Source organism: Longispora sp. NPDC051575 (genome assembly GCF_040681875.1).
Taxonomy (GTDB): domain Bacteria; phylum Actinomycetota; class Actinomycetes; order Mycobacteriales; family Micromonosporaceae; genus Longispora.
The window spans coordinates 243,402-267,625 of record NZ_JBFAZP010000008.1 but is presented as its reverse complement, the minus strand read 5'-3'; the positions used below and the strand labels follow the sequence as shown (position 1 = coordinate 267,625).

The 24,224-nt window shown below is 72.7% G+C and carries 19 protein-coding genes; 8 read left to right on the top strand and 11 right to left on the bottom strand.

Features of this window, described 5'->3' with window-relative positions:
- Positions 1 to 218: 218 nt before the first annotated feature.
- Genes AB0M43_RS25375 through AB0M43_RS25365 form a run of 3 tightly spaced genes read right to left on the bottom strand, consistent with a single transcriptional unit; the run spans position 219 to position 3,904 of the window.
- Positions 219 to 1,286: an arginase family protein gene (locus AB0M43_RS25375; RefSeq protein WP_363728255.1), complete on the bottom strand. Its 1,068-nt coding sequence runs from the start codon at positions 1,284 to 1,286 to the stop codon at positions 219 to 221.
- A 10-nt stretch (positions 1,287 to 1,296) separates the two neighbouring features.
- Positions 1,297 to 2,217 carry a tetratricopeptide repeat protein gene (locus AB0M43_RS25370; protein ID WP_363728254.1) on the bottom strand — a complete coding sequence of 307 codons (921 nt, stop codon included), beginning with the start codon at positions 2,215 to 2,217 and terminating at the stop codon, positions 1,297 to 1,299.
- Between the two features lie 13 nt (positions 2,218 to 2,230).
- On the bottom strand, positions 2,231 to 3,904 hold the full coding sequence (locus AB0M43_RS25365) for a methylmalonyl-CoA mutase family protein (RefSeq protein ID WP_363728253.1): 1,674 nt from the start codon (positions 3,902 to 3,904) through the stop codon (positions 2,231 to 2,233).
- Between the two features lie 192 nt (positions 3,905 to 4,096).
- Between AB0M43_RS25365 and AB0M43_RS25360 the strand changes: the two genes are divergently transcribed.
- Complete coding sequence (locus AB0M43_RS25360) at positions 4,097 to 4,780, top strand: Asp23/Gls24 family envelope stress response protein (RefSeq protein WP_363728252.1); 684 nt, start codon at positions 4,097 to 4,099, stop codon at positions 4,778 to 4,780.
- Positions 4,781 to 4,821: 41 nt separating this feature from the next.
- Here the strand turns inward: AB0M43_RS25360 and AB0M43_RS25355 are convergent, their stop codons facing one another.
- Genes AB0M43_RS25355 through AB0M43_RS25330 form a run of 6 tightly spaced genes read right to left on the bottom strand, consistent with a single transcriptional unit; the run spans position 4,822 to position 12,497 of the window.
- On the bottom strand, positions 4,822 to 5,472 hold the full coding sequence (locus AB0M43_RS25355) for an ATP-binding cassette domain-containing protein (protein WP_363728251.1): 651 nt from the start codon (positions 5,470 to 5,472) through the stop codon (positions 4,822 to 4,824).
- Positions 5,469 to 6,836, bottom strand: a complete 1,368-nt coding sequence (locus AB0M43_RS25350) for an ATP-binding cassette domain-containing protein (RefSeq protein ID WP_363728250.1) — start codon at positions 6,834 to 6,836, stop codon at positions 5,469 to 5,471. Before AB0M43_RS25350 ends, AB0M43_RS25355 begins: the two co-directional genes overlap by 4 nt.
- Positions 6,833 to 9,880: a hypothetical protein gene (locus tag AB0M43_RS25345; protein WP_363728249.1), complete on the bottom strand. Its 3,048-nt coding sequence runs from the start codon at positions 9,878 to 9,880 to the stop codon at positions 6,833 to 6,835. The genes AB0M43_RS25350 and AB0M43_RS25345 overlap by 4 nt, the downstream gene beginning before the upstream one ends.
- Positions 9,881 to 9,940: 60 nt before the next feature.
- Positions 9,941 to 10,930, bottom strand: coding sequence for a methylmalonyl Co-A mutase-associated GTPase MeaB (gene meaB, locus AB0M43_RS25340; RefSeq protein WP_363728248.1), 990 nt, complete (start codon positions 10,928 to 10,930; stop codon positions 9,941 to 9,943).
- Entirely contained in the window at positions 10,927 to 11,313 is a 387-nt protein-coding gene (locus tag AB0M43_RS25335) for a hypothetical protein (protein WP_363728247.1), read from the bottom strand. Before AB0M43_RS25335 ends, meaB begins: the two co-directional genes overlap by 4 nt.
- Positions 11,313 to 12,497: an acetyl-CoA C-acetyltransferase gene (locus AB0M43_RS25330; RefSeq protein ID WP_363728563.1), complete on the bottom strand. Its 1,185-nt coding sequence runs from the start codon at positions 12,495 to 12,497 to the stop codon at positions 11,313 to 11,315. Before AB0M43_RS25330 ends, AB0M43_RS25335 begins: the two co-directional genes overlap by 1 nt.
- Before the next feature lie 37 nt (positions 12,498 to 12,534).
- On the opposite strand from AB0M43_RS25330, the gene mce reads away from it, so the two are divergent.
- From mce to AB0M43_RS25310, 4 genes are all read left to right on the top strand, one after another.
- Positions 12,535 to 13,005, top strand: a complete 471-nt coding sequence (gene mce, locus AB0M43_RS25325; RefSeq protein WP_363728246.1) for a methylmalonyl-CoA epimerase — start codon at positions 12,535 to 12,537, stop codon at positions 13,003 to 13,005.
- A gap of 146 nt (positions 13,006 to 13,151) precedes the next feature.
- Positions 13,152 to 14,477 carry a crotonyl-CoA carboxylase/reductase gene (ccrA, locus tag AB0M43_RS25320; protein ID WP_363728245.1) on the top strand — a complete coding sequence of 442 codons (1,326 nt, stop codon included), beginning with the start codon at positions 13,152 to 13,154 and terminating at the stop codon, positions 14,475 to 14,477.
- Positions 14,478 to 14,596: 119 nt separating this feature from the next.
- Positions 14,597 to 15,847, top strand: a complete 1,251-nt coding sequence (locus tag AB0M43_RS25315; protein ID WP_363728244.1) for a DivIVA domain-containing protein — start codon at positions 14,597 to 14,599, stop codon at positions 15,845 to 15,847.
- 111 nt (positions 15,848 to 15,958) lie between these two features.
- On the top strand, positions 15,959 to 18,136 hold the full coding sequence (locus AB0M43_RS25310; RefSeq protein ID WP_363728243.1) for a hypothetical protein: 2,178 nt from the start codon (positions 15,959 to 15,961) through the stop codon (positions 18,134 to 18,136).
- Between the two features lie 488 nt (positions 18,137 to 18,624).
- On the opposite strand, the gene AB0M43_RS25305 is transcribed toward AB0M43_RS25310, so the two are convergent.
- Together AB0M43_RS25305 and AB0M43_RS25300 are read right to left on the bottom strand one after the other, a co-directional pair.
- Positions 18,625 to 19,764: an AI-2E family transporter gene (locus tag AB0M43_RS25305; RefSeq protein ID WP_363728242.1), complete on the bottom strand. Its 1,140-nt coding sequence runs from the start codon at positions 19,762 to 19,764 to the stop codon at positions 18,625 to 18,627.
- Positions 19,765 to 19,773: 9 nt separating this feature from the next.
- Positions 19,774 to 20,487, bottom strand: a complete 714-nt coding sequence (locus AB0M43_RS25300; RefSeq protein ID WP_363728241.1) for an alpha/beta fold hydrolase — start codon at positions 20,485 to 20,487, stop codon at positions 19,774 to 19,776.
- A gap of 269 nt (positions 20,488 to 20,756) precedes the next feature.
- Between AB0M43_RS25300 and AB0M43_RS25295 the strand changes: the two genes are divergently transcribed.
- The 3 genes from AB0M43_RS25295 to AB0M43_RS25285 all read left to right on the top strand — a co-directional run bounded on the left by AB0M43_RS25295 (position 20,757) and on the right by AB0M43_RS25285 (position 24,072).
- Positions 20,757 to 21,470 (top strand): hypothetical protein, encoded by a 714-nt coding sequence (locus tag AB0M43_RS25295; RefSeq protein WP_363728240.1) that lies wholly within the window; start codon positions 20,757 to 20,759, stop codon positions 21,468 to 21,470.
- Between the two features lie 81 nt (positions 21,471 to 21,551).
- Positions 21,552 to 22,259 (top strand): hypothetical protein, encoded by a 708-nt coding sequence (locus AB0M43_RS25290; RefSeq protein WP_363728239.1) that lies wholly within the window; start codon positions 21,552 to 21,554, stop codon positions 22,257 to 22,259.
- 190 nt (positions 22,260 to 22,449) lie between these two features.
- Complete coding sequence (locus AB0M43_RS25285) at positions 22,450 to 24,072, top strand: hypothetical protein (RefSeq protein WP_363728238.1); 1,623 nt, start codon at positions 22,450 to 22,452, stop codon at positions 24,070 to 24,072.
- The last annotated feature ends 152 nt before the right edge of the window (positions 24,073 to 24,224 follow it).

The window sequence follows — 24,224 nt, the reverse complement described above, 5'->3', positions numbered from 1 at the left end:
CCCTTCGCCCACCGCGCTGTGTGCTGGATCCCAGCCTATGCGCTGCCCGGTCCCGACTGAACGGCCAGTCGGGTTTGGTCCACCCGGATGCCGTGTGCTGGCCGGATAGCCGATGACACATCATGGCGTACCGGACAATCACGCTTCCCCACCCTGGTACAACGCGCACGGAGCGTGATTGAATCGCACTCAGTGTGTGGTAACTCTCGGTGATCAACCTAGACTCCGAGCCCGTTGACCAGCAGCTGGACCAGCTCCTCGGCGTAGGTCCCGGTCGGGTCGTAGTCGGGGTCGAACACGGAGATGTGCAGGCCCAGGCACTCGGGCGCGTCCGTTAGACCCGCGATCAGCAGCTCCAGCTCCCCGTAGGCGATGCCGCCCGGGTCCGGGGCGTCCACGGCGGGCATCACCGACGGGTCGAGGATGTCGACGTCCACGTGCACCCAGTAGCCGGCGCAGTCGGCCAGCACCTCCCGGGCCCACGCGGCGCTGCGGGACGCCCCCTCGGCGCGCAGCGCCGGCACCGTGCGGTGCTCGATCCCCGCCGCGCGCAGGTCCATCCGGTGCTCGTCGTGCTGGCGGATGCCGAGCACCACGACGTCCTGGTCGTGCAGGTACGGCTTCAGGTCGTCGATGTCCGTCAGCGCCAACTGGCCCCGTCCGGTCGCCAACGCCAGGTTCTCCCCCGCCGCCGCCCCCACGAACGGCGCGTTGCCCTCGTGCCGGAAGTCGGAGTGCCCGTCGAGGTACACCAGGCCGTAGCGGGGGCCCTCGGGCAACTGGGGCGGCAGGACGGTGGCCCGCACGGCGGCGGCGACCTCCGCCGCGTACCGCTCCGGGTCCGTGTTCGACTCCGCCACCCGGGCCGCCTCCCGGGCCGCGTGCGCCGCCTCCTCGGCCGCCATGGCCAGCGACCGCCGGCGGAGCGCCAGGGCCACCCCCAGGGTGATCGAGCAGTCCCCGCCCAGGACCACCGGGAAGTAGTCCTGGTCGAGGAGGCCGCCGATCCGGGCCGCGAGGAGTTTCGAGTACACCGCGACGGAGCCCGCCTGGGCCACGCCGTCGCCGGGGCGCCACTCCCCGGGGTCGTACCGGGGCGGGGTGACGCACCCGGCGTCGTACGCCTTCAGCCGGTCCACGATCCGGGCGTCACGCAGCGCGCCGGGAGCCTTGCCGCAGCCCGGGACCGACCCGATGGTCGGCGGGCGGAGGCCGAGGTTCGACGGCGCGTCGAGCACCGCGATCCTGCGCGCGGTGCTCGGGTCGTCCGGTGGGCCGGAGGGCATGGCGGTCCTGTCAGAACAGCGCGCTGGCCAGGGCCCGGCGCGCCTTCGCGACGACCGGGTCCTCGGGCGCCGCGAGGGCGAGGAGGGAGATCAGGTGCAGCCTGGCCTGGTCGCGCTCGGCCCCGGAGGTGCGCCGGACGAGCCCGACGAGCCGACTGTAGCCCTGCTCGGCGTTTCCGGACAGCACCTCGATGTCGGCGGCCAGGGTCTGGGCGGCCACGTCGTCGGGGGCGGCCTCGGCGGCGGCCAGGGCCGCGTGCGGGTCGACCCCGGCGATCCGGCGGAGGAGCTCCACCTGCGCGAGCCCGGCCTGGGCCACCGCGTCCCCCGGGTTCTCCGCCAGGAGCTCGCCGTACGCCGCCGCGGCGGTGTCCAGCTCCCCGTCCATCAGCGCGTCCTCGGCCGCCAGCAGGCGCGGGTCCTCCGGCGCCTCGGCCGGTTCGCCGCCGCCCGCCTTGATCACGGCGTCCACGAACTGCTTCAGCTGGGCGTTGTCGATCACGCCCTCGAAGCCGGGGGTGGGCTGGCCGCCGATCACGGCGTACACCGTGGGGACGCTCTGGACCCGGAAGGCCTGGGTGACCCGTGCCTCCTTCTCGGCGTCGACCCGACCGAGGACGAACGCGCCCTCGGCCTCGGTGGCGAGGCGTTCCAGTTCGGCCCGGAGTTCGGCGGCCTCGGTCGCCCACTCGGTGCTGAACAGCAACAGGACGGGGACCGTCAGCGACCGCTCCATCACCTCCTGGAACGTCGCCTCGGTCACGTCGATGATCGAGCCGCCCGCCGGGGCGGGTTCCGGGGCCGCCGGAGCACCGGCCGCGGCGGCGGCTTCGGCTTTCGCCTGGGCCGCCGCCCGGTCCCGGATCGCGCCGAGGTCGACGGCGCCACGGGTGAACATCGATGGTGCGTTGCGCGGATCGAGCTGCTTCATGGGAGAAAGTCTGTCAGAAGCGGGCCGGCTCCCGGTACTCTCCCCACTCCGCCCGCAGGACGTCACAGATCTCGCCCAGGGTCGCCTCCGCGCGGCAGGCCTCCAGCATCGGCGGGACCATGTTCCCGTCGGTGCGCGCGACCGCCACGAGGTCGGCCAGCGCCGCCTGGACCCGGGCGTCGTCGCGCGCCGCCTTGCGGTCGGCCAGCAGCTTCTTCTGCTCGACCTCGACCTCGTGCGAGACGCGGAGGATCTCCAGCTCGTGGCTGATCGTCTCCGTGTGGCAGTTGACCCCGACGATCCGCTTGTCCCCGGACTCCAGGGCCTTCTGGTACACGAAGGCGCTCTCGGCGATCTCCGCCATGAAGTACCCGTCCTCGATGCCCTTGAGCAGGCCCGTGGTGATCGTGCCGTCGCCGCCGATCTCCAGGATCTTCGCGAAGATCCGCTCCGCCTCGGCCTCGACCTGGTCGGTGAGCGCCTCCACGTACCACGAGCCGCCGAGCGGGTCGGCCACGTTCGTCAGGCCCATCTCCTCCATGAGGACGGCCTGGGTGCGCATCGCGATCTCGGCCGAGGAGTCCGTCGGCAGCGCCAGGGTCTCGTCCAGGGCGTTCGTGTGCAGCGAGTTCGTGCCGCCCAGGACGGCCGCCAGGGCCTCGACGGCGGTGCGGACCACGTTGTTGTACGGCTGCTGCGCCGTCAGCGACACGCCGGCCGTCTGGGTGTGGAACTTCAGCCAGAGCGCCTTCTCGCTGGTCGCGCCGTAGGTGTCCCGCAGCCAGCGGGCCCAGATCCGCCGGGCCGCGCGGAACTTGGCGATCTCCTCGAAGAAGTCCACGTGCGCGTCGAAGAAGAACGACAGGCCCGGGGCGAACCGGTTGATGTCCATGCCGCGCGACAGGCCCAGCTCGACGTAGCCGAAGCCGTCCGCCAGGGTGTACGCCAGCTCCTGCGCGGCGGTCGCCCCGGCCTCGCGGATGTGGTACCCCGACACCGACAGCGGCTTGTACTTGGGGATCTCCGCCGCGCAGTACTCCATCAGGTCGCCGATCAGGCGCAGGTGCGGCTGGGGCGGGAACAGCCACTCCTTCTGCGCGATGTACTCCTTGAAGATGTCCGTCTGCAGCGTGCCGTCCAGCCCGTGGATGTCCACGCCCTGGCGCTCGGCCGCCACCAGGTACATGCAGAACACCGGGACGGCGGGGCCCGAGATCGTCATCGAGGTCGTGATGTCGCCGAGCGGGATGCCCTGGAACAGGGTCTCCATGTCGGCGGCGGAGTCGATCGCCACCCCGCAGTGCCCGACCTCGCCCAGCGCCTTCGGGTCGTCGGAGTCGCGGCCCATCAGGGTCGGCATGTCGAACGCGACGGACAGGCCGCCGGTGCCCGAGTTGAGCAGCAGGTGGTAGCGCTCGTTGGTCTGCTGGGCGTTGCCGAAGCCGGCGAACTGCCGGATCGTCCACGTCCGGCCCCGGTACCCGGTCGGGTAGAGGCCCCGGGTGTACGGGAACTCGCCCGGCCAGCCGATCCGCTCGAACCCGGGGTAGTCGACCCCCTCGGGCGGCCCGTAGGCCGGTTCGACGGTCTCGCCGGACAAGGTGGTGAAGTCCGCGTCGCGGACCCTCGACTTCTCGTACCGCTCCTGCCACCGGGCCCGGCCTGCGGCGATCTGCTCGGCGTCCACGACATCCCCCTGGGTTTGGGTCTGTACTCACAACAGGCGCGGTGGCGCCCCGCTCCGAATAGTAGGCCGGGCACCTTAACGATCGCTAGGGAGCCTCACCGTGTCCGCCAGTCGGGATTCGCCACCCGGCGCCCCGGCGGTTCGCCACCCGGCGCCCCGGCGACGGTTGACACCGGCCATAGGCTGCGAACTATGACGGAGCAGCCTGACGCGTCGGCCCCCCGCCTGGGTGGTTATGTCCCGGTCCCGGAGGAGTACGCACCGGTGAACACCAACAACTACCCCGTCGGCTACGTGCCCCCGGTGGTCGTCGAGCCCCCCACGGGGCAACACTCGCTGAGCGCCTTTCGCCGCGCCGAGCAGCAGCAGCTCGAACAGATCCCGGAGCAGCGCACCGAACCCCAGCGCGTCGACCCACCGCGCGCCGAGCGCCGGGCGGCCGCCGACACCACCCCGGAGCGCCGCGCCGGCGGGGCCCCGGACCGCCGGGGTACCGCCGAGATCCCGGCGAGCAGGGGCGTGACCCGGGTGGCCGACGAGGTGGTCGAGAAGGTCGCGGCGATCGCGGCCCGCGAGGTCGAGGGCGTGCACGACCTCGGTGGCGACGTGTCGCGGATGTTCCAGTCGGTCCGCGAACGGATCGGGCTCGGCACGACGGACGCCTCGGCGACCCGGGGCGTGGCCGTCGAGCTGACCGGCGGGCAGGCGGAGGTGCGCCTGACCCTGGTGGTCGAGTACGGGCACGTGGTGCTGACCGTGTGCGACGCCGTGCGGGCCAACGTGATCGAGGCCGTCGAGCGGATGCTGGGCGTGGCCGTGTCCGAGGTGAACATCCTCGTGGACGACATCCACACCCCGGAGTACGAGGAGAACTGACCGGGAGGCGGGGGCCGGCGCGGCCCCCGTACCCGTCGTCTCTAACCCCGGACGAGTTCCGCGCGGCCGTCGACCAGGTGCAGCTCCGCGTCGCACGCGGCCGCCGCCTCCGGGTCGTGGGTGGCGAACACGACCGCCGCGCCCCGCCGGGCCTCGGCCTGGAGCAGCTCGATCACCCGCTGCCGGTTCTGCGCGTCCAGCTCGCTGGTGATCTCGTCGGCCAGCACGATCGTGCCGTGCATGGCCAGGCCCCGGGCGATGGACGCCCGCTGCTGCTGGCCGCCGGACATCTCCTCGACCAGCTGCTCGGCCTGGCCGGTGAGGCCCAGCTTCTCCAGGCTGTCGGCGGTGCGCTGCGCGGCGTCGTTCGGGCTGACCCCACCCGCGAGCAGCGCGACCTGCACGTTCTCGTTGGCCGTCAGGATCGCGGCCAGCCCGTTGTCCTGCGGCATCAGCACCACGCCCTCGGACACCGCGTGGTCGCGGTCCCGCAGCGCCGCGCCGTCCACGGTGACCGCGCCGGCAGCGGGCTTCAGCAGCCCCGCCATCGCCCACAGCAGGGTGGTCTTGCCGGCCCCCGACGTGCCGGTCACCGCGAGGAGCTGGCCGGGCGCCGCGACGACGGACACATCGGTCAGCACGGCGTGGTCGTCGTACCTGACGGTCAGTCCGTCGACTACAAGGGTCTTCACTGGTCCTCCTGGGGCGGGGTCATCGCGTTCAGTCGTACCGTTCCGTCCGGTTGCAACTCAACCCGCATCAAGGTTCCAGGTGCATAAACCTCGAGTACCTCTGGGGGCAAATGGAGCGAACCGTCGCGCCCGATCACGGCGAAGTCCTCGCCGCGCAGCCCCTCGGCGCCGACCCGGCCGTCGCGGATCGTGACCGTGCGGCCCATCTGCGCGCCGACCTCGGGGTCGTGGGTGACCACCACGACGGTGGTACCCGCCCGGTTGACCGCGTCGAGGGCCCGGAGCATCTCGTCCCGGGACCGGGCGTCGAGCTGGCTGGTCGGCTCGTCGGCGAGCAGCAGGCCCGCGCCGTTGGCGATCCCGACGGCCAGGGCGAGGCGCTGGCGCTCCCCCGGGGTCATCTCCGACGGCCGGAGCCGGGCGCGCCGGCCGCTCATCCCGACGAGGCTGAGCAGCTCCTTCGGCTTGGGCAGGCCGCTGCGGTCCCGGCGGGCCGCGCCGCCCTGGGCGAAGTGGATGTTCTGCTCCGCCGTCAGGTACGGCAGCAGGTTGCGGCCCGCGCCCTGCAGGATCACGCCGATGTCGGCGGCCCGCATCCGCTGGAGTTCGACCTCGGTGGCCTTGGCCAGGTCATGCGGGCCGACCTCCAGCCGGCCGGCCGCCGGCGAGATCAGACCCGCGAGCAGGGACAGCAGCGTCGACTTGCCGGCGCCCGACGGGCCGACGAGGGCCACGGACTCGCCCGGGGCGATGTCGAGGTCCACGCCGGACAGGGCGACGACGTCGTAGCCCTCCAGGCGGTAGATGTACACCAGGCCCCGGCAGGTGACCGCCGCGCCGGCGACCCGGCGCACCAGGGGCACGCCCGAGGTGGTGTAGCCGGTGACGTCGCGGCGGGTCAGGGGGCGGTCGAGGTCGGTCAGGGCGGGAGCCGGGGTGGCGGGGGCGTGGTCGCGGAGCCAGGTGGGCTCGGGGGCGGCCGGAGCCTGTTCGCGCGGCCAGGTGGCCTCCGCGGGCGGCGGCAGGGCCTCGGGGCGGCGGACCGGGTTCCACAGGTCCTGGTCGGGCTCGCGGGCCGGGGCGGTCCACTGCTCGACGGGAGGCGCGGCGGGCCACGGCTCGCGGGCCGGGGGCTCGGCGGCGGGCGGCCACGGCTCGCGGACCGGCGCGGGGGTCTCCTGCGCGGCGGCGGGCGGCCAGGGCTCCCGGTCCGGGGCGGCGGGCTCGGCGGCCGGCCAGGGCTCCCGGGCGGGCGCGGCCGGAGCCCACTGCTCGGTCACCTGCTCCGCCTCCGGTTCCGGATCTGCCAACCAACCCCGGAACTCATGGGCCCCACCGTTCTGGTCGTGTCGGGGCTCGGTCATCGCTCACCCTCCCGCAGTCGGTGCGGGGACGCGCCCGCGAACATCCGGAGCACCACGGCGACGGCCAACCCGAGGCCGCACACCACGGCCACGAGCGCCACCGGCAGCCAGCCCGCGCCGAACGCGTCGGCCATCGTGCCCAGGCCGGCGGGGTCGCGGACCGAGACGAGTTGCAGGCCGGGCAGCATCAGGGCCGCCCCGCCGATCCCGGTCACCGCGCCGACGAGCAGCGGGATCCCGAGCAGCGCGCGGTACTCGCGCAGCACCCCCCGGCGCAGCGTGCGCGCGGGCACCCCGGCGAGCCGGAGCGCGGCGAGTTCGTTGAGCCGGGTGGTCGCGCCGACGTACGCGGTCAGCAGCACCGCGCCGACCGCGAGGAGGACGGCGGCGGCGCCCGCGAGCAGGTACAGCCGCAGGGACAGCGCCGGGGCCAGCCGTTCGAGCCGGGTCACCGTGCCGTCGATCGACTCGGTGCCGACCACCCGGGCGCCGGCCGCCGTGAGCCGGGCGCCCAGGTCGGCGGGGGCCTTCGGGGAGGCCCAGACCTCGTACCGCAGGGTGTCGGTGTCCGCGAGGCTCGTGGTCCGCTCGGCGGAGCGCACCGCGTAGTCCAGGTCGAACAGCAGCCCCCGGTCGCCGGCGCGGGGCAGCAGGTCGCCCCGGGCCGCGACGCCGAACTGCTGGGGCTTCTCGGTGAGCGCCGGGAACGAGAACGCGTCGCCCTTGGGCACGGCCCCGACGGCCACGGCCGGGATCACGTCGGGGGCGGACACGTGTTCGGCGATCACGTCGCCGGCGTCGCCGCTGCGGACGCTGAGGCCCAGGGCGGGGCCGGCGCGGACGGTCAGCTCGGCCTGCGGGGCGCGGGCGGCGAGCCTGCGCCACCGGCCCTCCGCGTCGAAGCCGGCGTCGACCGGACCGTCGGCGCCCCGGACGGCGTTGACCGCGAGGTCGACCGTGAACACGTCGGTACTGCCCGGGGTGCGCGACACGCCCAGCCCGAGCAGCCGGCAGCCGGTGGCGCAGCCGGGCAGCGGGGCGCCGTAGGTGTGCGGGCCGGTGCTGAGCACGCCGAGGCCCACGGTGCGGGGCGGTTCCCCGGCGGCGCTGACGACGGCGACCAGCCGCAGCGGCCTGTCCTTCTCCGTCTTCAGCCCGTAGATGACGGCGTCGACGTCGATCCGGTCCTTGACCACGACCGGGGCGACCGCGCCGGGGCGCAGCTTGCCGGCGAGCGCCGGGAGGTCCCGGCCGGCCCAGTTGGCGACGGCGGGGAGTTTGGCGGACTCGACGGCGAGGAGTTCGACGGAGCCGTCGCCGTAGTGGGCCTGGCCCCGGACGACGGCCATCGAACTGCCCGACGGGTCGGCCCGGGCGACGGCGGCGACGAGCGCGTCGGGGTGGGCGACGTCGACGGTGTAGACCCGGTCGGCGCCGACGGTCTGCCGGGCCCGTTCGGCCCGCGCCCCGGCGGCCACGTCCCAGGAGGTGGCGGCGAAGGTGAGCAGCGCGACGGCGACGGTGAGGACGACGACGATCCGGTGTCCGGCGGGGCGGCGGGCGAGCTGCGCGGCGGACAGCAGGGCGGCGAGCCGGCCCCGGCGGCCGGCGCGGCGGAGCGAGCTGCGGGCGTAGCCGGTGAGCAGCCGGGCGACGGCCATGCCCGCGACCAGGGCCAACAGGGGCGCGGCGACCAGGGCGAGCGCGGAGGACCGGTCCCGGAAGGCCTGGAACAGGGCCACCGCCGCCAACGTCGCCGCCGCCACCTCCAGCATCGTCGCCCGCCACTTCGCCCGGTTGGGTACCCGGCGGAGCAGGGCCAGTACCGGCCGGCCCAGGGTGCGCCAGCCGGCCCCGAGGGCGGCGAGCACGGCCCCCGCGACGGCGGCCAGGGCGGTGAGCAGCACGGCGCCCGACAGGTCGACGGAGGTGCCCGGCGCGAGGACCAGGGACGCGGCGGCCCGGACCAGCAGCATGCCGGCGACGAGCCCGAGCGGGGCGGCCAGCACGATCAGGACCAGGGTCTCGGCGAGCCCGAACCGGCCGGCGCGGGCCAGCGGGTAGCCGCGCAGCTTGGCCAGGGCCAGCTCGGGTGAGCGTTCCTCGGTCACGGCGGCGACCAGCAGGAACAGCACGAACAGGCTGAGCAGGACGAGCGGAATGGCCACGACGGGTACGTTGCGCGCGACCGCCTCCTGCTCCACCACGATGTCGTCGAGGACGCCGGGCAGCGCGGAGGTGACCTGCAGCCCGCCGGCCGACGGCAGGGCGCGGCTGAGGAGTTTGAGATCCTCGCGGGCGCCGGCCACGTTGTCGAGGTTCAGGGCGGTGGCCTTCAGCGGGTACTCGACCCGGACCCGCGCGTCGGTGCCGAGCGCCCGGACGTCGTCCTCGACGGAGGTGAACAGGGTGTCGGTCCGGGTGCTCGCGCCGTCGGGGCCGGGGACACCGGCGGTGAAGTAGGCGGTGCGGCCCCAGTAGCTCTCGGAGGCGTTCGTCGGGGTGTAGGTACCCGTGATGGTCAGGGTCCGGGCCTTGCCGGGCTTGCCGCGCAGGGTGACCTGCTGGCCGACCGCCAGGCCGTTGTCCTTGGCGGACCGGTCGCTGACCAGTACCTGGCCCTCGGTGGCCGGGCAGGCCCCGGTGACGACGAGGTGCTCGCAGACCCCGTCGCGGTACGCGAGCCGCGCGGCCAGCGCGTCGGACGGGTCACCGAACAGTGACTCGGCCTCCACGGACGCGACCGGCACGCCGAACGCGGCCTTCAGGGTCGGGTACCGCAGCAGCGCGTTGCCGATCGCGAGCTTGGTACCCGTCGTCGGGGCCGCCGCCGCGTCCGCCGGGGTGGCCGCGGCGACCAGCAGGCCGGTGGCGGTCGGGGGCGCGTTGGTCAGGCCGTCGAGGAGGACGGACTGCTGGGCGGCCCGCGCGTACGCCGGGGCCAGGACCGCGGCGGTCACGGCCACGGTGGCCAACAGCAGCACGGCGAGAGAGCGGCCCCAGCGGTACCTGATCCCACGCAGCGTGACGGTCCAAGCCGTCAACGTAGCCTCCCCTGATTCCGCGCCCGAGCCACATCGCAGGGGACCGCGCAGGGAGCTTAGCTACTGCGAAAGGCCAGCGAGAAGCGCGTCCGCGGCTGTGAACGGATCGAGACCTCCCGTGGCCACCTTTGCCGCCAGATCGGGCAATGCGGCCTCACCGCGCAGGTTGCCCAGCTTTGCCCGCAGAGTGGATAGTGCGAGGGCCTCGATCTCGGCCGATGCGCGGGCGGTACGACGCCGGTCGAGTTCACCGTGCGTGATCAGCCATTCGCGGTGGTTGTCGATCGCGCCGAGTACCAGATCGATGCCCTCGTTCTTCGAGGCCACGGTCTTGACCAGCTCCGGCCGCCAGGCCCCCGGACCGGGCGCGCTCAGGGCGACCATGCCCCGGATGTCGCGCGCGGTGCTGTCCGCGCCGTCCCGGTCGGCCTTGTTGACCACGAAGATGTCGGCGATCTCCAGGATGCCGGCCTTGACGGCCTGGATCCCGTCGCCCATCCCCGGGGCGAGCAGCACGAGCGTGGTGTCCGCGAGGGAGGCGATCTCGACCTCGGCCTGGCCGACGCCGACCGTCTCGATGATGATCACGTCGCAGCCGGCGCCCTCCAGGACCCGGACGGCCTGCGGGGTGGTCGCCGACAGCCCGCCGAGGTGGCCCCGGCTGGACATCGAGCGGATGTACACCCCGGGGTCGGTGGCGTGGTCCTGCATCCGGACCCGGTCGCCGAGGATCGCGCCGCCGGAGAACGGGCTCGACGGGTCCACGGCGAGCACCCCGACCCGTTTGCCGGCCAGGCGGTAGGCCGTGACCAGCGCGGACGTCGTCGTGGACTTGCCGACCCCCGGCGAGCCGGTCATGCCGATCACCGGCGCGCGGCCGGTGTGCGGGGCGAGTTCGGCGGCGATCTCCCGGGACAGCGGGCTGGCGTTCTCCACCAGGGTGATCAGCCGGGCCACGGCGCGCGGGTCGCCCTCGCGGGCCAGGCCGACCAGGGTCGGGACGTCGGCGTCGCGGAGTCGGAACCGGGCCGGGGCCTCGTCCTGCGTCATGCCACGACTTCCTCACCCAGTGTCCGCTGTAGGCCTTTTCGTACGATCTCGGTCTGGTCCGGGGCGAACGCGATCCGGAACGTCCGGGGCACATCCAGCTCGGCGGCGTTCCCGGGGGCCAGATCGAACTCGACCTGGCCCTCGGTCACGGTCACCGCGCGGACGCCGCCGTACGTCGTCCCCTCCTGCTCGCCCCAGACCAGGCAGTACGGCTCGTCGGGCACCATCGGCTCGTCCTCGCGCATGACGATCAGCGCCCCGCCGGTGCCGTTCGCGTCGGCCCCCAGCCAGAACTCGTAACCGTCGTAGCCGTCAGCCGCCTCGGTGGCCGGTTGGCCGCCGAGGAGCTGGGCGAAGAACGCCAGTGGTACCCCTCCGCGCATCAGCTACGCGGCACGCGGAGAAGCAACGCGTCACCCTGGCCGCCACCACCGCAGAGCGCGGCCGCGCCGACCCCGCCACCCCGGCGCTTGAGCTCCAGCGCGAGGGTCAGCGCCAGCCGGGCGCCGGACATGCCGATCGGGTGGCCGAGCGCGATCGCCCCGCCGTTGACGTTGACGATCTCGTCGCTGACGCCCAGGTCGCGCATCGACTGGATGCCCACGGCCGCGAACGCCTCGTTGATCTCGATCAGGTCCAGGTCCGCGACCGTCAGGCCCTCCTTGTCGAGGGCGTGCTTGATCGCGTTGGACGGCTGGGAGTGCAGCGAGTTGTCCGGACCCGCGACGTTGCCGTGCGCGCCGATCTCCGCGATCCACTCCAGGCCGAGCTCCTCGGCCTTGGCCTTGCTCATCACGATCACGGCGGCGGCGCCGTCGGAGATCGGGGACGAGGTGCCGGCCGTGATGGTGCCGTTCTTGTCGAACGCCGGGCGCAGCTTCGCCAGGGTCTCGACCGTGGTGTCCGGGCGGATGCCCTCGTCCTCGGACAGCACGACCGGGTCGCCCTTGCGCTGCGGCACGCTGACCGGCGCGATCTCGTCGGCGAACACGCCGTTGCTCTGCGCCTTGGCCGCCCGCTGGTGGCTGCGGGCCGCGAACGCGTCCTGCTCCTCGCGGGAGATGTTCAGCTTGCCGACGAACCGCTCGGTCGACTCGCCCATCGGGATGTTGTCGTACGCGTCGGTCAGGCCGTCGAGGGCCATGTGGTCCTTGATCACCACGTCGCCGTACTTGTACCCGGCGCGCTGGCCGACGAGCAGGTGCGGCGCGTTGGTCATGGACTCCATGCCGCCGGCGACGACGATGTCGACCTCACCGGCGCGGATCAGCTGGTCGGCCAGCGCGATCGCGTCGAGCCCGGAGAGGCAGACCTTGTTGATGGTCAGCGCGGGGACGTTGAGCGGGATGCCCGCCCCGATGGCCGCCTGGCGGGCGGGGATCTGCCCCGCGCCGGCCTGCAGCACCTGACCCATGATCACGTACTGGACCTGCTCCGGCGCGACCCCGGCCCGCTCGAGAGCGGCCTTGATCGCGACGGATCCCAGCTGGGTGGCCGAGAAGTCCTTGAGGTTGCCGAGCAGCCGCCCCATCGGGGTACGCGCGCCGTTGACGATCACCGAGCCCATGTCGCCTCCACGATTGAAGTTCGTCCAGACTAGGGGCATGACCACATCCGCAGCCCCGGGGGCAGCACCCCGTTCCGACGGTATCGGCCTGCTCCGCATCGACCACGTCGGGGTGGCCGTAGCCGACCTCGACGTCGCCATCGCGTTCTATGAGAACACCTTCGGCATGCGCTGTGTCCACACCGAGACCAACGAGGAACAGGGGGTACGCGAGGCGATGCTCGCCGTCGGGCCCACCGCCGAGGGCGGCTGCGTCCAGCTTCTCGCCCCGCTGTCCCCGGAGTCCACGATCGCGAAGTTCCTCGACCGCTCCGGCCCGGGCGTCCAGCAGGTCGCCTACACGGTGGCCGACATCGACGTCGCCTGCGCCAAGCTGCGCGAACGCGGCGTCCGGCTCCTCTACGACGCCCCCCGCCGGGGCACCTCGGACTCCCGGATCAACTTCGTGCACCCCAAGGACGCCGGGGGCGTACTGGTCGAACTCGTCGAGCCCGCAGCCGGCCACTGAGGCCGGAATTTCTTCCCGGAAGGGCTTCCTTAACGATCGTTCATGTGACAACGTATGACCGGAGTGCGGTATCTCACAGAGTGCTGCGCGCACCCTGCTACCCATGAGTAACATGCGGGCAGAGACGCCGGTCACAGGAGGCACCCATGGACGACATCCGCACCGCGATCGACGCGGGCGACCGCGAGGCACTGGCCGCCATCAAGATCCCGGAGACCTACCGGGGCGTCGTCGTCCGCAAGGAGGACGAGCGGATGTTCGAGGGCGTCGCGCACCGCGACAAGGACCCCCGGCAGTCCATGCGGGTCCAGGAGGTGCCGACCCCCGAGGTCGGCCCCGGCGAGGCGCTGATCGCCGTCATGGCCAGCGCGGTCAACTACAACACCGTCTGGACCTCGATCTTCGAGCCGGTGTCGACGTTCAAGTTCCTGGAGAAGTACGGGAAGCTGTCGGAGCTGACCAAGCGGCACGACCTGCCGTACCACGTGATCGGCTCCGACGCCGCCGGTGTCGTGCTCGCCGTCGGCGCGGGCGTCACCAAGTGGAAGGTCGGCGACGAGGTCGTCGCGCACTGCCTGAACGTGGAACTCGAGGAGCACCAGGGCCACGACGACACGATGCTCGACCCGCAGCAGCGGATCTGGGGCTTCGAGACCAACTTCGGCGGGCTCGCCGAACTGGCCCTCGTCAAGGCGAACCAGCTGATGCCGAAGCCCGACCACCTCACCTGGGAGGAGGCGGCGAGCCCCGGGCTGGTCAACTCCACCGCGTACCGGCAGCTGGTCTCCAAGAACGGCGCCGACATGAAGCAGGGCGACATCGTCCTGATCTGGGGCGCGTCCGGCGGCCTCGGCTCCTACGCCACCCAGATGGCACTCAACGGTGGCGCGATCCCGATCTGCGTGGTCTCCAGCGAGGAGAAGGCCGAGATCTGCCGGAAGATGGGCGCCGAGCTCATCATCGACCGCCGGGACTACCAGTTCTGGAAGGACGAGAACACCCAGGACGAGCGCGAGTGGCGCCGGTTCGGGGCGAAGATCCGCGAGCTCACCGGCGGCGAGGACCCCGACATCGTCTTCGAGCACCCGGGCCGCGAGACGTTCGGCGCCTCCGTCTACGTCGCCAAGCGCGGCGGCACCATCGTCACGTGCGCGTCGACGTCGGGATATTGGCACACCTACGACAACCGGTACCTGTGGATGAGTCTCAAGCGGATCGTCGGCAGCCACTTCGCGAACTACCGCGAGGCGTGGGAGGCCAACCGGCTGGTCGCGCTGGGCCGTATCCACCCGACGCTGTCCAGCGTTTACTCCCTTGAGCAGGCAGGTCAGGCCGCCTTCGAAGTACACCGCAACCTGCACCAGGGCAAGGTCGGCGTGCTCTGTCTCGCCACTGAGGAAGGAACAGGCGTACGGAACCCGGAACTGCGGGCCAAGCACCTGGCCGAAATCAACCGGTTCCGAGGACAGTAGTTTTTGACAGAGCGTGTTCTCGAGCCTACGGTTAGAAACCGTTCGTATACGTATTTATCGGTCTACGTAAAGGGCTTCCACCCTTGGCGAGACCCCTGCCGGTCTGCGAGTATGTGCCAATGCCCCAGCAGCCCTCCATGACATTCTTCGAGCAAGCGAACAGTCAACCCGATTTCACGGTCGTTCTGCGTGGTTATGACCGCGCGCAGGTCGACGACTTCGTCCAGCGGCTCAACGCCGCCCTGGCCCAGTCCGAAGGTGCCCGTTCCGAGGCCGAGCAGCGGATGACCGACGCCCAGCGTCGACTCCGCCAGTCCGAACAGCGGATGGGCTCGCTGGAACAGAAGGTCACCGAGCAGACCAAGGCCATCGAGGAGAACTCACGGCCCACGCTCTCGGGGCTCGGCACCCGGGTGGAGCAGATCCTCCGCCTCGCCGAGGAGCAGGCCAACGAGCACCGCGCCGAGGCGAAGCGGGAGGCGGAGGGCATCCTCTCCACCGCCCGGCTGGAGGCTCGCGAGATCACCGACAAGTCCCGCGCCGAGGCGGCCGCCATGAAGGCGACCACCGAGCGCGAGGCGAGCGGCCTGAAGACGGCCGCCGAGCGCGAGGCCGCCGAGCTGCGGGTGCAGGCGCGTCGCGAGGCCGACACCCTGCGGGCCGACGCCGACCGCGAGACCAAGCAGCTGCGTACCTCCGCCGCCCACGAGGTGGCCGAGCTGCGCGCGACGGTCGAGCGCGAGGTCGCCACCCTGCGGGCCACCGCCGAGCGGGAGATCACCCAGCTCCGCGCCAAGGCGGCCCGCGAGGCCGAGGAGAAGCGCGCCGAGGCCACCAAGCTGTACGCCGAGGCCAAGGAGAAGCGGGACAAGGACCTCCAGTCCCTCGCCCTCGAACTCGCGGAACGTCGCGAGACCTCCGAGCGTGAGGAGTCCGAGCGGCACAACTCCGCCGTCGCCTCCACCGCCAAACTCGTCACCGAGGCGGAGCAGCGTGCCCGCACCGCCGACGAGCGGGCCAAGGAGACCGAGCAGCGGGCCGAGTCGCGGCGGATCGAGGCCGACCGCACCGCGAACGACACGGTCGAGAAGGCCAAGGCGCTCGCCGAGAAGACCACGGCGGACGCCCGGTCCGAGGCCGCGCGGGCCACGGCCGACGCCCGCAGCGAGGCCGAGCTCACCACCACCGCGGCGCGCCGCGAGGTCGAGGAGCTCACCCGCCAGCGGGACTCCGTCACCGCGCAGCTCAGCCAGCTCCGCGAGATGCTGGGCGGGCTCGCCAACATCGGCGGCGGCGCGCTCGGGGCCGTGCTCGGCGCCACCCCGGAGAAGTCCGAGGAGAAGGCCGAAGTCAAGAAGGACGACAAGTAACAGCAGTTCCCACCAGCGGTGCCCGGCGTGTCACGCGCCGGGCACCGCTGTTTTTCGCGGGCTTGTGCTCCTCACACCGGCCTCACATACCTTCTGGCTAGTATTAGGTGCATGGGTCAGCAGGGTGATGTGTTCACATTGGGCAATTCCTCCACCGAGACAACCTTCGAAACCACGCTGCGGGGGTACGACCGCAAACAGGTCGACCGCTACGTGACACAGATCGAGGGCTTCGTCGCCGGGCTCGCAGCCGAGCGGGAAGAGGCCTTCGCCCAGGCCCAGTCCTACGCTGCCCAGCTCACACAGCTCCAGAGCGAGGTCGCCGAGCTGCGCAACCGGACAGTGGTGGGCGACAAGGCCGAGTACCGGCACCTGGGCCCCCGCGTGGAGCAGATCCTCGCCCTCGCCGAGGAGGAGGCCCGCCTGATCACCAGCCGGGCCACCCAGGCGATCACCGAGCACCGCACCGCCGCCGAGCGCACGCTCACCGAGGCCCGCAGCCAGGCCGAGCAGACCGTCGGACAGGCCCGCGCGCAGGCCGAGCAGGCGACCAAGGACTTCCAGACGGCCCTCAACGCCCGCCGGGTGAGCGCCGAGGCCGAAGAGACCGCCCGCCGGACCGCGCTGGAGAAGCAGGTCAACGAGGCCACCGCCAACGCGCAGCGCACCCTCGCCGAGGCCCGCGCCGAGGCCGAGCGCCTCGTGACGACCGCCCGGAGCCAGGCCGACCAGCTGACCGCCGAGACCCAGCGGTCCGTCGAGACGCTGAAGACGGAGAGCCAGGTCCAGTCCGAGCAGATGCTCACCCAGGCCCGGACCCAGGCCGAGCAGACCCACGCCGAGACCCAGCAGCTGCGCGCCACCACCAAGCAGCAGATCACCGAGCTGCACCAGCAGCTCCAGCGCGAGGTCGCCGAGCGGCGCGCCACCGCGCAGCGCGAGATCGAGGAACTCCGGGCCGAGGCCCAGCGCAAGGCCGCCGAGGACCGGGCCGAGGGCGAGAAGGCCCTGGCCAAGGCCCAGTCGGACGCCGACACGCTGCGCTCCGTCGCCCAGCGCGAGACGACGGCCCTGCGCGCCGAGGTGAAGTCGGAGACCGAGCGCACGGTCGGCGAGGCGCACACCAAGGCCGAGACCCTGCAGAAGTCCGCCCAGGCCGCCGCCGAGCAGGCCCGCACCGAGGCCCAGCGCCTCGTCGCCGAGGCCAAGGCCCACGCGGAGCAGGCCCTGACCGCCGCCCGGTCCACCGCCGACGAGCACACCACCAAGGCCGTCGACGCGGCCCAGCAGACCGCCGCCGCCACCCTGTCCGCCGCGCACGCCGAGGCGCAGTCGATCGTCGGCGACGCCCACCGCAAGATCGCGGAGCTGGCGGACAAGCGGCAGGAGATCCGGGAGGACCTCGCCCAGCTCCGGGAGACCTTCGCCCGGCTCACTGGGAAGTCGGCCGCGTTGTTCGCGACCGTGGACGGGGACGACGACCTGGTGAAGCGGCCGGCGGGTGCGGCTGTGGTGCCGGCTGCGGCGATGGCGCCGGTGGCGGGGGCTGCCGGTCAGGCGACTGAGGCTGATCGGGGGGCTTCCGCTCGGGGTGGCGGGGATGAGGACGGGGTGGATGCCGGGTCCGGTGCTGCCGTCGGGTCTGCCGCAGGGTCGGCGGCTGCTGGGTCGGGCGCTGCTTCTGGTTCGAGTGGGTCCGGGTCGGGCGCTGCCGGGTCGGGTGGGGCCGGTTCGAGTGCGGCCGGTTCGAGTGCAGCCGGTTCGGGGGGAAGCTCTGGTTCCGCCGGTGCGACGGGGGCCGCCGTTGCCGGGGGCGCTGCCGGGTCGGCCGCCGTGAAGGGTGCCGGCGATTCCGAGCGGGGCAAGGCTGTCGGGAGCGCGAAGGTCCAGAGTCCGGGCGGGACCGCTGAGGCCGACCGGAAGGACACCACCGGTGGGGCCGACTCCGCCGCGAAGGACTCCGGTGCTCCGAAGGCCGCAGACACCAAGGCCGGGGCTACCGCGTCCGCGTCCGGGACCGCCGGGACCTCCACATCCGGGACCGCTGGTACCTCCGCATCCGGAACCTCCGCGTCAGGGGCCCCGACGTCCGGAGCCTCGACGTCCGGGGCGGACAAGGAAGAGGCCGCGAAGCCGGACTCCACGGTGAAGTCCGGTGGCGAGTCCGGGCAGGCAGCGGGCACGAAGGAGGCTGGGGAGGCCGACAAGGCGGAGGCGCCCAAGGCGACCGTCGGTCCGGCGAAGACCGAGCCCGGGACGCACCCGAAGTCACCGGCCTCCGCGAAGTAGCCCGACACCCGAACTGACGACGCCGCCCCCGCTCCGTGCACTCGGAGCTGGGGCGGCGTTTCATTTCCAGGTGAGAGGCAGCCCAGGTGAGGGGCGGGCGGTCCCGGCCGTCCTGGCTGGCCGTCCTGGCCGGGTGGTCCTGGCCGGGTGGCGGTATCCGACAGGCCACGCCCGGGTGAGCGGCCGGAACCCGCTCTCGAACTCGGTCCGGGGTGCTGCGGGCGGCGCGGGGTCCGTGAGGCAATGACCTGGGCCAGGCTCCGACCTCGACTGATCACCGGGACTCGGGCCGGGCAATGACCGGAGTGCCGGGCGAGCACAGGTCCGCGCCGGTGGGAAGAAGAGGCCGCGTCCAGGCCAACGCGGGACGGAGCGGGCAGCCTGCGGCAGAGCGGGGCAGGCTGGGGCGGGGCTGGAGCGGGCCAGGGCAAGACGGGATCGGGTAGGGACCGGGGCCGGGCGCCGGGAGAGCCCCGGCCGTCAGGGGGTCAGGACTGGTCCTGGCGGGGCATGACCACCTCGCGGATGATCAGCTGCATGGCCGCCACGGCCGGTACCGCGATCAGCGCGCCGATGACCCCGAGCAGCGCTACCCCGACGAGTACCCCGATGATGGCCGCCAGGTCGGTCACCGCCACGGCCCGGTTCATCACCTTGGGGTAGATGATCCAGTTCTCCAGTTGCTGGTAGACCACGAAGAAGACGACGCAGGCGATGCCGACCCCGAGGGAGCCGGCCGCGAAGCCGACGATGCACACGACGACCGCGCCGAGGGTGGCGCCGACCTGCGGGATCAGGTCGAGGACGGCGACGAGGAGGGCGAGGGCGTACGCGTACGGGATACCGACGATCAGCATGAAGATGTACGAGGTGATCCCGGCGCAGGCCGCGATGCCGATGGCCCCGATCATGTACCCGCCGACCTTGGCGAGGATCTCGTCGCCGAGCCGCTCGGCGCGCACCCGGCGCGAGGCGGGCACCAGCTTGTAGGCCCCGGACTTGAGCCGGTCGAACGCGGCCAGGAAGTAGAAGGTCAGCACGACGGCCATCAGCGCGTTGAACATGGTGCCGAACACGGTGCTGACCCCGCCGAGCACGCCGCCGAACAGGTTGCTGATGTTCGTGGCGGTCGCGGCGCCCTTGACCTTGGTGATGATGTCGTACTTCTTGTCCAGGTCGTTCAGCCACTGGTTGTGGGTCAGCTGCTGGAGGTAGTCGGGGAACTTCTCGATCACCTGGTCGCCCTGCTGGACCAGGGGCGGGATGAGGGCCGCGATGCCGCCGCAGAACACGAGCACCATGCCCAGGCCGACGATCGCGACGGCGACGCCCCGGTTCAGCCCCCAGGAGCGCAGTCTGACGACGGCCGGGTTGAGCCCGACGGCCAGGAACGCGGCCACGAAGATCAGGAGCAGCATCGACCAGACGCTGACGACGGCCTGGTAGGCCACGTACGCCATGATCAGGCCCGCGCCGCCCACCAGCCCGGTGATGAACGGGGAACGGGAGAAGGGCTTGCCGGGCGCGCCGAACCGGGAGACCTCCTCGGCGGCGTGGTCGGCGGCGTCCGCCAGCTCTTCGAGGGCCTCGGCGGGCTCTTCGGGGTGCGCGGGTTCCTGGCCGGTCATGGGCCGAGCCTAGCGGTCCCCCACCAGTTGGCTGGTGAACGCCCGGACGGCGGCGGTGAACTCGGCGGGACGTTCCCATGGCGGCAGGTGTCCGGCGCCGGGGATCGTGACGAGCCGGGCGCCCGGTACCGCGTCGGCGATCTTGTGCGCCTCGGCCGGCGGGGTGGTGGTGTCGAGCTCCCCGACGAGCACCAGGGTCGGCACGGTGACCTGGCGCAACGTGTCGAAGGAGTCGGGGCGGGCGGCCATGGCGCGCTGGGCCCACGCGACGGCGGCGGGGTTCGCGGCGCGTACCCCCCGCTGGACCTCCTCGATGACCGGGGACCCGGGGGCCAGCATCCGGGCGGCGAGCGGCTCGGTGTCGTCGCCCCCGGCCAGGACCGATTCGGCCATCCTCAGCCGGTTGGCGGCGGCGTCGGGCGCGTCGGCACCGGCCTTGGTGTCGGCGAGGATCAGAGCACCGATCCTTTCCGGGTACCGCCGGAGCACCGCCATCGTCACGTAGCCCCCCATCGACACCCCGCCGAGGACGACCCGGTCGAGCCCGCGCCGGTCGAGTTCGGCGACCACGTCGTCGGCGAGGGTGTCCAGGGTGGGTTCGCCGGTGGGCACGGTCGAGGTGCCGAAGCCGGCCAGGTCGGGGGTGATCAGGTCGGGCAGGTCGACGGCGGCGAACATGGCCGAGGACAACGGGAACGCGTGCAGCAACACGATGGGATCCACCCGACCATGATCCCAGGTCCGGGGCCGGCCGGCGGGGTGGACACCGCACGTGGGCGGATCCAGGGGAGCCGGCGGCCCGGTGGACGGCCTAGCATCCGGGATGCCGGGAAGACAGGGTTGCCTGGGGGCGGCCCGCGTCCGGGTGCCGGGGAAACGGGGATGCCTGGGGGCGGCCTCGCCTCCGGGGAAACGGGGCTGCCCGGCGGGCCCGGGACGGGTTAGGCTCCGCCGGCATCCCAGCACTCTGACCATCACGGGGAACCACACACATGACCCTCCGCCGGGCATCCCTCGCCCTGAGCACGCTTCTCCTGCTGGGCGCCGTCGCGGCGTGCGGCCAGACTCCGGAAAAGAAGCCGGCCGCCGCGCCGAGCACCGGCGCCCCGAGCCCGAGTGCCGTGAAGCTGACCGATCCCGAGATGTTCGCGATGGCCACGAAGGCGCTCCTGCCGGAGGACGCTCTGGCTGAGATCTCGTTTCCGGGGCCGAGCAAGCCGGCCTCCGTGGAGATGACCCAGGCGTTGCTCGCCAACTGCCACCCTGGGCTGAGCAGCGAAAATCTCATCACCGGGCGGGCGACCCGGATCTGGCCCCTCACGAAGGGACAGTGGGCGATGAGCTCCGCGTTCGGCTTCCAGGAGACGACGGCGGCTCAGGTCATCGACGAGATTCGCCGGACGATCCCCGAGAAGTGCCGTGACTGGAAGGCCACGACGCCGAACGTCGACCGCTCCTCCGACTACTCGTCCGACGTGGTGCTGCCGGAGCTCCCCGGCATCTCGGCCAGCTACGGCTACTGCGAAACCCTCACCTTCCTTCCGTCGCGCGACCAGAAGAGCGCGTGCGTCGTGTTCATCGGGCGCAAGGCGGCAGGCATGGACATGGTCGCGTCGTTCCATTTCTCGGTCGAGAACGAGGCCATCGCCAAGGCCGCCGTCGCCCAGATCGCCCCGAAGGTCGCCGAGCGGCTGCTCAAGGTCTGAGCCAGCGGCCACCCGCGCGACAGCTGGAGGTGGCGCGGGCTGGCTACCGTGTCGGCACCAGCTCACCTCACGGGGACACACATGACTCTTCGATGGATCCCGCTCGCCCTCGTCGCGGCCCTCGCGCTGACGGCCAGCTGCGACGGCGACGCCAAGCCCGCCGCGCAGGCCCCGGCCCCCACCTCGGCGGCCCCGAGCCCCACCCCACCGGCGAGCCCGACCCGGTCGGGGGCCGACAAGATCGACCAGATCAAGCGGGGGGTACTGGTCAACGACGACGTCACCACCTACTCCGGCGGCGCCCCGGCGACGGAGTCACGGACGGAGACCCTGTTCGGCCCGTGCTCGCCGCCGGTGATCGCGCTGACCGGTGTCCAGTTCACGTGGGGGCAGGTCTGGAAGGACAAGGACAGGTTCTACTTCGTGACCAGCGTGGTGCAGGGCGCCGCCACCGGTGACCCGCAGGCGGTGGTCGCCGAGATCCGCACGACGCTGCCCGGGCTGTGCGTCAACTACTCGGCCGCCGGCCGGATCGTGGACTTCAAGAAGGAACTCACGGTGCCGGCGCTGGCCGGGGTGGCCGCGCAGTACGGCTGGTGCCTTCGGTACCAGTTCGACGACGGCGACAAGGCCAAGTTCAACACCCTGTGCGGGGTGATCATGGTCCGCAAGGTCGCCGACCTGACCCTGGTGGCCAACGTGCGGGTCAGCGCCTTCGATCCGGGCGACGCCGAGAAGGCGGTGCTGGACCTGGCCCCGAAGGCGGCGGCCCGGTTGATGGCCGCCTGATCCACGCGGGTGGGCCGCCCGGCCCCGGTTCCCCGGTGGTCCACGCCCGGGAGCCGAACGGCGAATCACCCACGGGGAACCAACGCGTGATCCACGCGCAGGGGGCCGAACGGGTGGGAAACGCGTGACCGTTACCCGACTGACAGTCCCGCGTGGCAGCGGGCAGGATGAGGGCGTGCACCTTCTCGCCGTGAGTCATGCCGATCCCTCCCAACCCGACCGGGTCGAGCTGCCCGACGGCACCCTCGCCGAGGGCGGCTTCACGGTCCTGCTGAACCGCGAGCCCCGCGCCCCGGGCGGCGATGTCACCCCCGCCGACGTGGCCGGCTGGCTGATCACCGGCCCGGAGGCGTTCGGGCTGGTCACGCCGCCGTTCGCCGCCGCGCACCGGGCCGCCGAGGCGGAGCCGATCGTCGCGGTGACCGACTACCTGGGCTTCCGCCAGGTGTACTGGTGGCAGGGCTCCGGCGTCGCCGGCCTCGGCACGAGCGCGCCCGAGCTGGCCCGGGTCGCCGGCGCGGCCCTGGACCACGACGCGCTCGGCGTGCAGAGCCTCCTCGGCTGGCAGCTGGGCGACGCCACCCCGTTCGCGGGCGTGTCCAAGGTGCCGGCCGGTCACTACGCGCGGCTGCACCGGGGCACGGTGCAGCTGGTCCGGTACGACGTGGACCGCGCCGAGGAGCCCCGGGGGAAGCAGGCGACGGCCGTCGAGGCGGCGGGGCTGCTCCGCGACTGGCTGGTGCGGTACCTGGACGAGCACGAGGACCCGGTGCTCCAGCTGACCGGCGGGCACGACTCGCGGATCCTGCTGGGCGCGATCCCCAGCAACCGGCGGCGCGGCCTGGACACGTTGACGCTGGACTCGCCGGGCGGGCGGGACGCGCCGATCGCGCGGGCGCTGTCGGCCCGGTACAAGATGAAGCACCAGGTCTTCGACACCAGCTCGCTGACCGGCCTGACGGCGGCCGAGGGCTACGCGCTGGCGACGACCGCCGCGCTGCGCCTGGACTGCTCGGCCAACCCGCTCGCGCTCGCCCCGCTGTCGGCGGCCGAGAGCCAGCTCCCGCAGGGCCGGCGGCTGTCCGGGCTGGGCGGCGAGGTGGCCCGCGGCTTCTACTACGGCGCGCAGCCCTCGGGCGCGACCACCGCGCACCTGGCGGAGCGGTTCGCCCGGTGGCGGCTGTTCACCAACGAGGCCGTGGACCGCGACGCGCTGGTGCCGGAGTTCTCGGAGGCGGCGGAGAAGTACACGATCGGCCTGGTCACGGCCCAGCTGACGGGCTACGGCGACCAGTGGCTGCGTTCCCTGGACGAGTTCTATCTGTGGCAGCGGATGCAGCGCTGGGGCGGGGTGCACGGCACGGTCGCGGCCGTCGACCGGGTGTTCCTGAACCCGATGTTCGACCGGCGCTTCATCGAGCTGGCCCGCGCCGCCGACCCGGCCGACAAGCGCGACTCGCGCCTGCTCGCCGCGATCATGCGCGAACTCGACCTGGAGCTGGCCGTGATCCGCCTCGACAGCGGCCGCAGCCCCAACCAGCTCGCCAAGGGCCGGGGCAACTGGCGGGCCACGGCGCGCAAGGCCGTCGGCAAGGTGGCCCAGCGGGTGTCGGGCAGCCGGCGGGCCTCGCTGGGCGCGGCGCTGCTGTCCCGGCTGGTCGTGGAGCACTGGCGGGCGAACCCGGATCTGCTGGACGGGCTGCCGGACCTGGTGCGGCCGTCGTACGTGGCGGAGCTGCTGGACGGGCGGCGGCCGGGCGACCAGGCGACGGTGGCGTTCCTGCTCAACGTCCTGGCGGTCCCGACCCGCTGACCCGCCCGGCACGCATCTGACCGGGCAGGTCGGCACGCTCCTGACCGCTTCGGCCGGAACGGTCCCGCCCCGGCCGACCGGCACACTCCTGACCGGGTCGGCCGGCACCCCGGGCTCCCACCTGGGCGAAGCTGGCCGCCGAGCCCCGGGGA

What these genes read in the sequence shown, in the direction of transcription:
- AB0M43_RS25375 (WP_363728255.1), bottom strand. Translation starts at nt 1,286, where the DNA reads ATGCCCTCCGGCCCACCGGACGACCCGAGCACCGCGCGCAGGATCGCG.
- AB0M43_RS25370 (WP_363728254.1), bottom strand. Translation starts at nt 2,217, where the DNA reads ATGAAGCAGCTCGATCCGCGCAACGCACCATCGATGTTCACCCGTGGC.
- AB0M43_RS25360 (WP_363728252.1), top strand. Translation starts at nt 4,097, where the DNA reads ATGACGGAGCAGCCTGACGCGTCGGCCCCCCGCCTGGGTGGTTATGTC.
- AB0M43_RS25350 (WP_363728250.1), bottom strand. Translation starts at nt 6,836, where the DNA reads ATGACCGAGCCCCGACACGACCAGAACGGTGGGGCCCATGAGTTCCGG.
- meaB (WP_363728248.1), bottom strand. Translation starts at nt 10,930, where the DNA reads ATGACGCAGGACGAGGCCCCGGCCCGGTTCCGACTCCGCGACGCCGAC.
- AB0M43_RS25335 (WP_363728247.1), bottom strand. Translation starts at nt 11,313, where the DNA reads ATGCGCGGAGGGGTACCACTGGCGTTCTTCGCCCAGCTCCTCGGCGGC.
- AB0M43_RS25330 (WP_363728563.1), bottom strand. Translation starts at nt 12,497, where the DNA reads ATGGGCTCGGTGATCGTCAACGGCGCGCGTACCCCGATGGGGCGGCTG.
- mce (WP_363728246.1), top strand. Translation starts at nt 12,535, where the DNA reads ATGACCACATCCGCAGCCCCGGGGGCAGCACCCCGTTCCGACGGTATC.
- ccrA (WP_363728245.1), top strand. Translation starts at nt 13,152, where the DNA reads ATGGACGACATCCGCACCGCGATCGACGCGGGCGACCGCGAGGCACTG.
- AB0M43_RS25315 (WP_363728244.1), top strand. Translation starts at nt 14,597, where the DNA reads ATGCCCCAGCAGCCCTCCATGACATTCTTCGAGCAAGCGAACAGTCAA.
- AB0M43_RS25310 (WP_363728243.1), top strand. Translation starts at nt 15,959, where the DNA reads ATGGGTCAGCAGGGTGATGTGTTCACATTGGGCAATTCCTCCACCGAG.
- AB0M43_RS25305 (WP_363728242.1), bottom strand. Translation starts at nt 19,764, where the DNA reads ATGACCGGCCAGGAACCCGCGCACCCCGAAGAGCCCGCCGAGGCCCTC.
- AB0M43_RS25295 (WP_363728240.1), top strand. Translation starts at nt 20,757, where the DNA reads ATGACCCTCCGCCGGGCATCCCTCGCCCTGAGCACGCTTCTCCTGCTG.
- AB0M43_RS25290 (WP_363728239.1), top strand. Translation starts at nt 21,552, where the DNA reads ATGACTCTTCGATGGATCCCGCTCGCCCTCGTCGCGGCCCTCGCGCTG.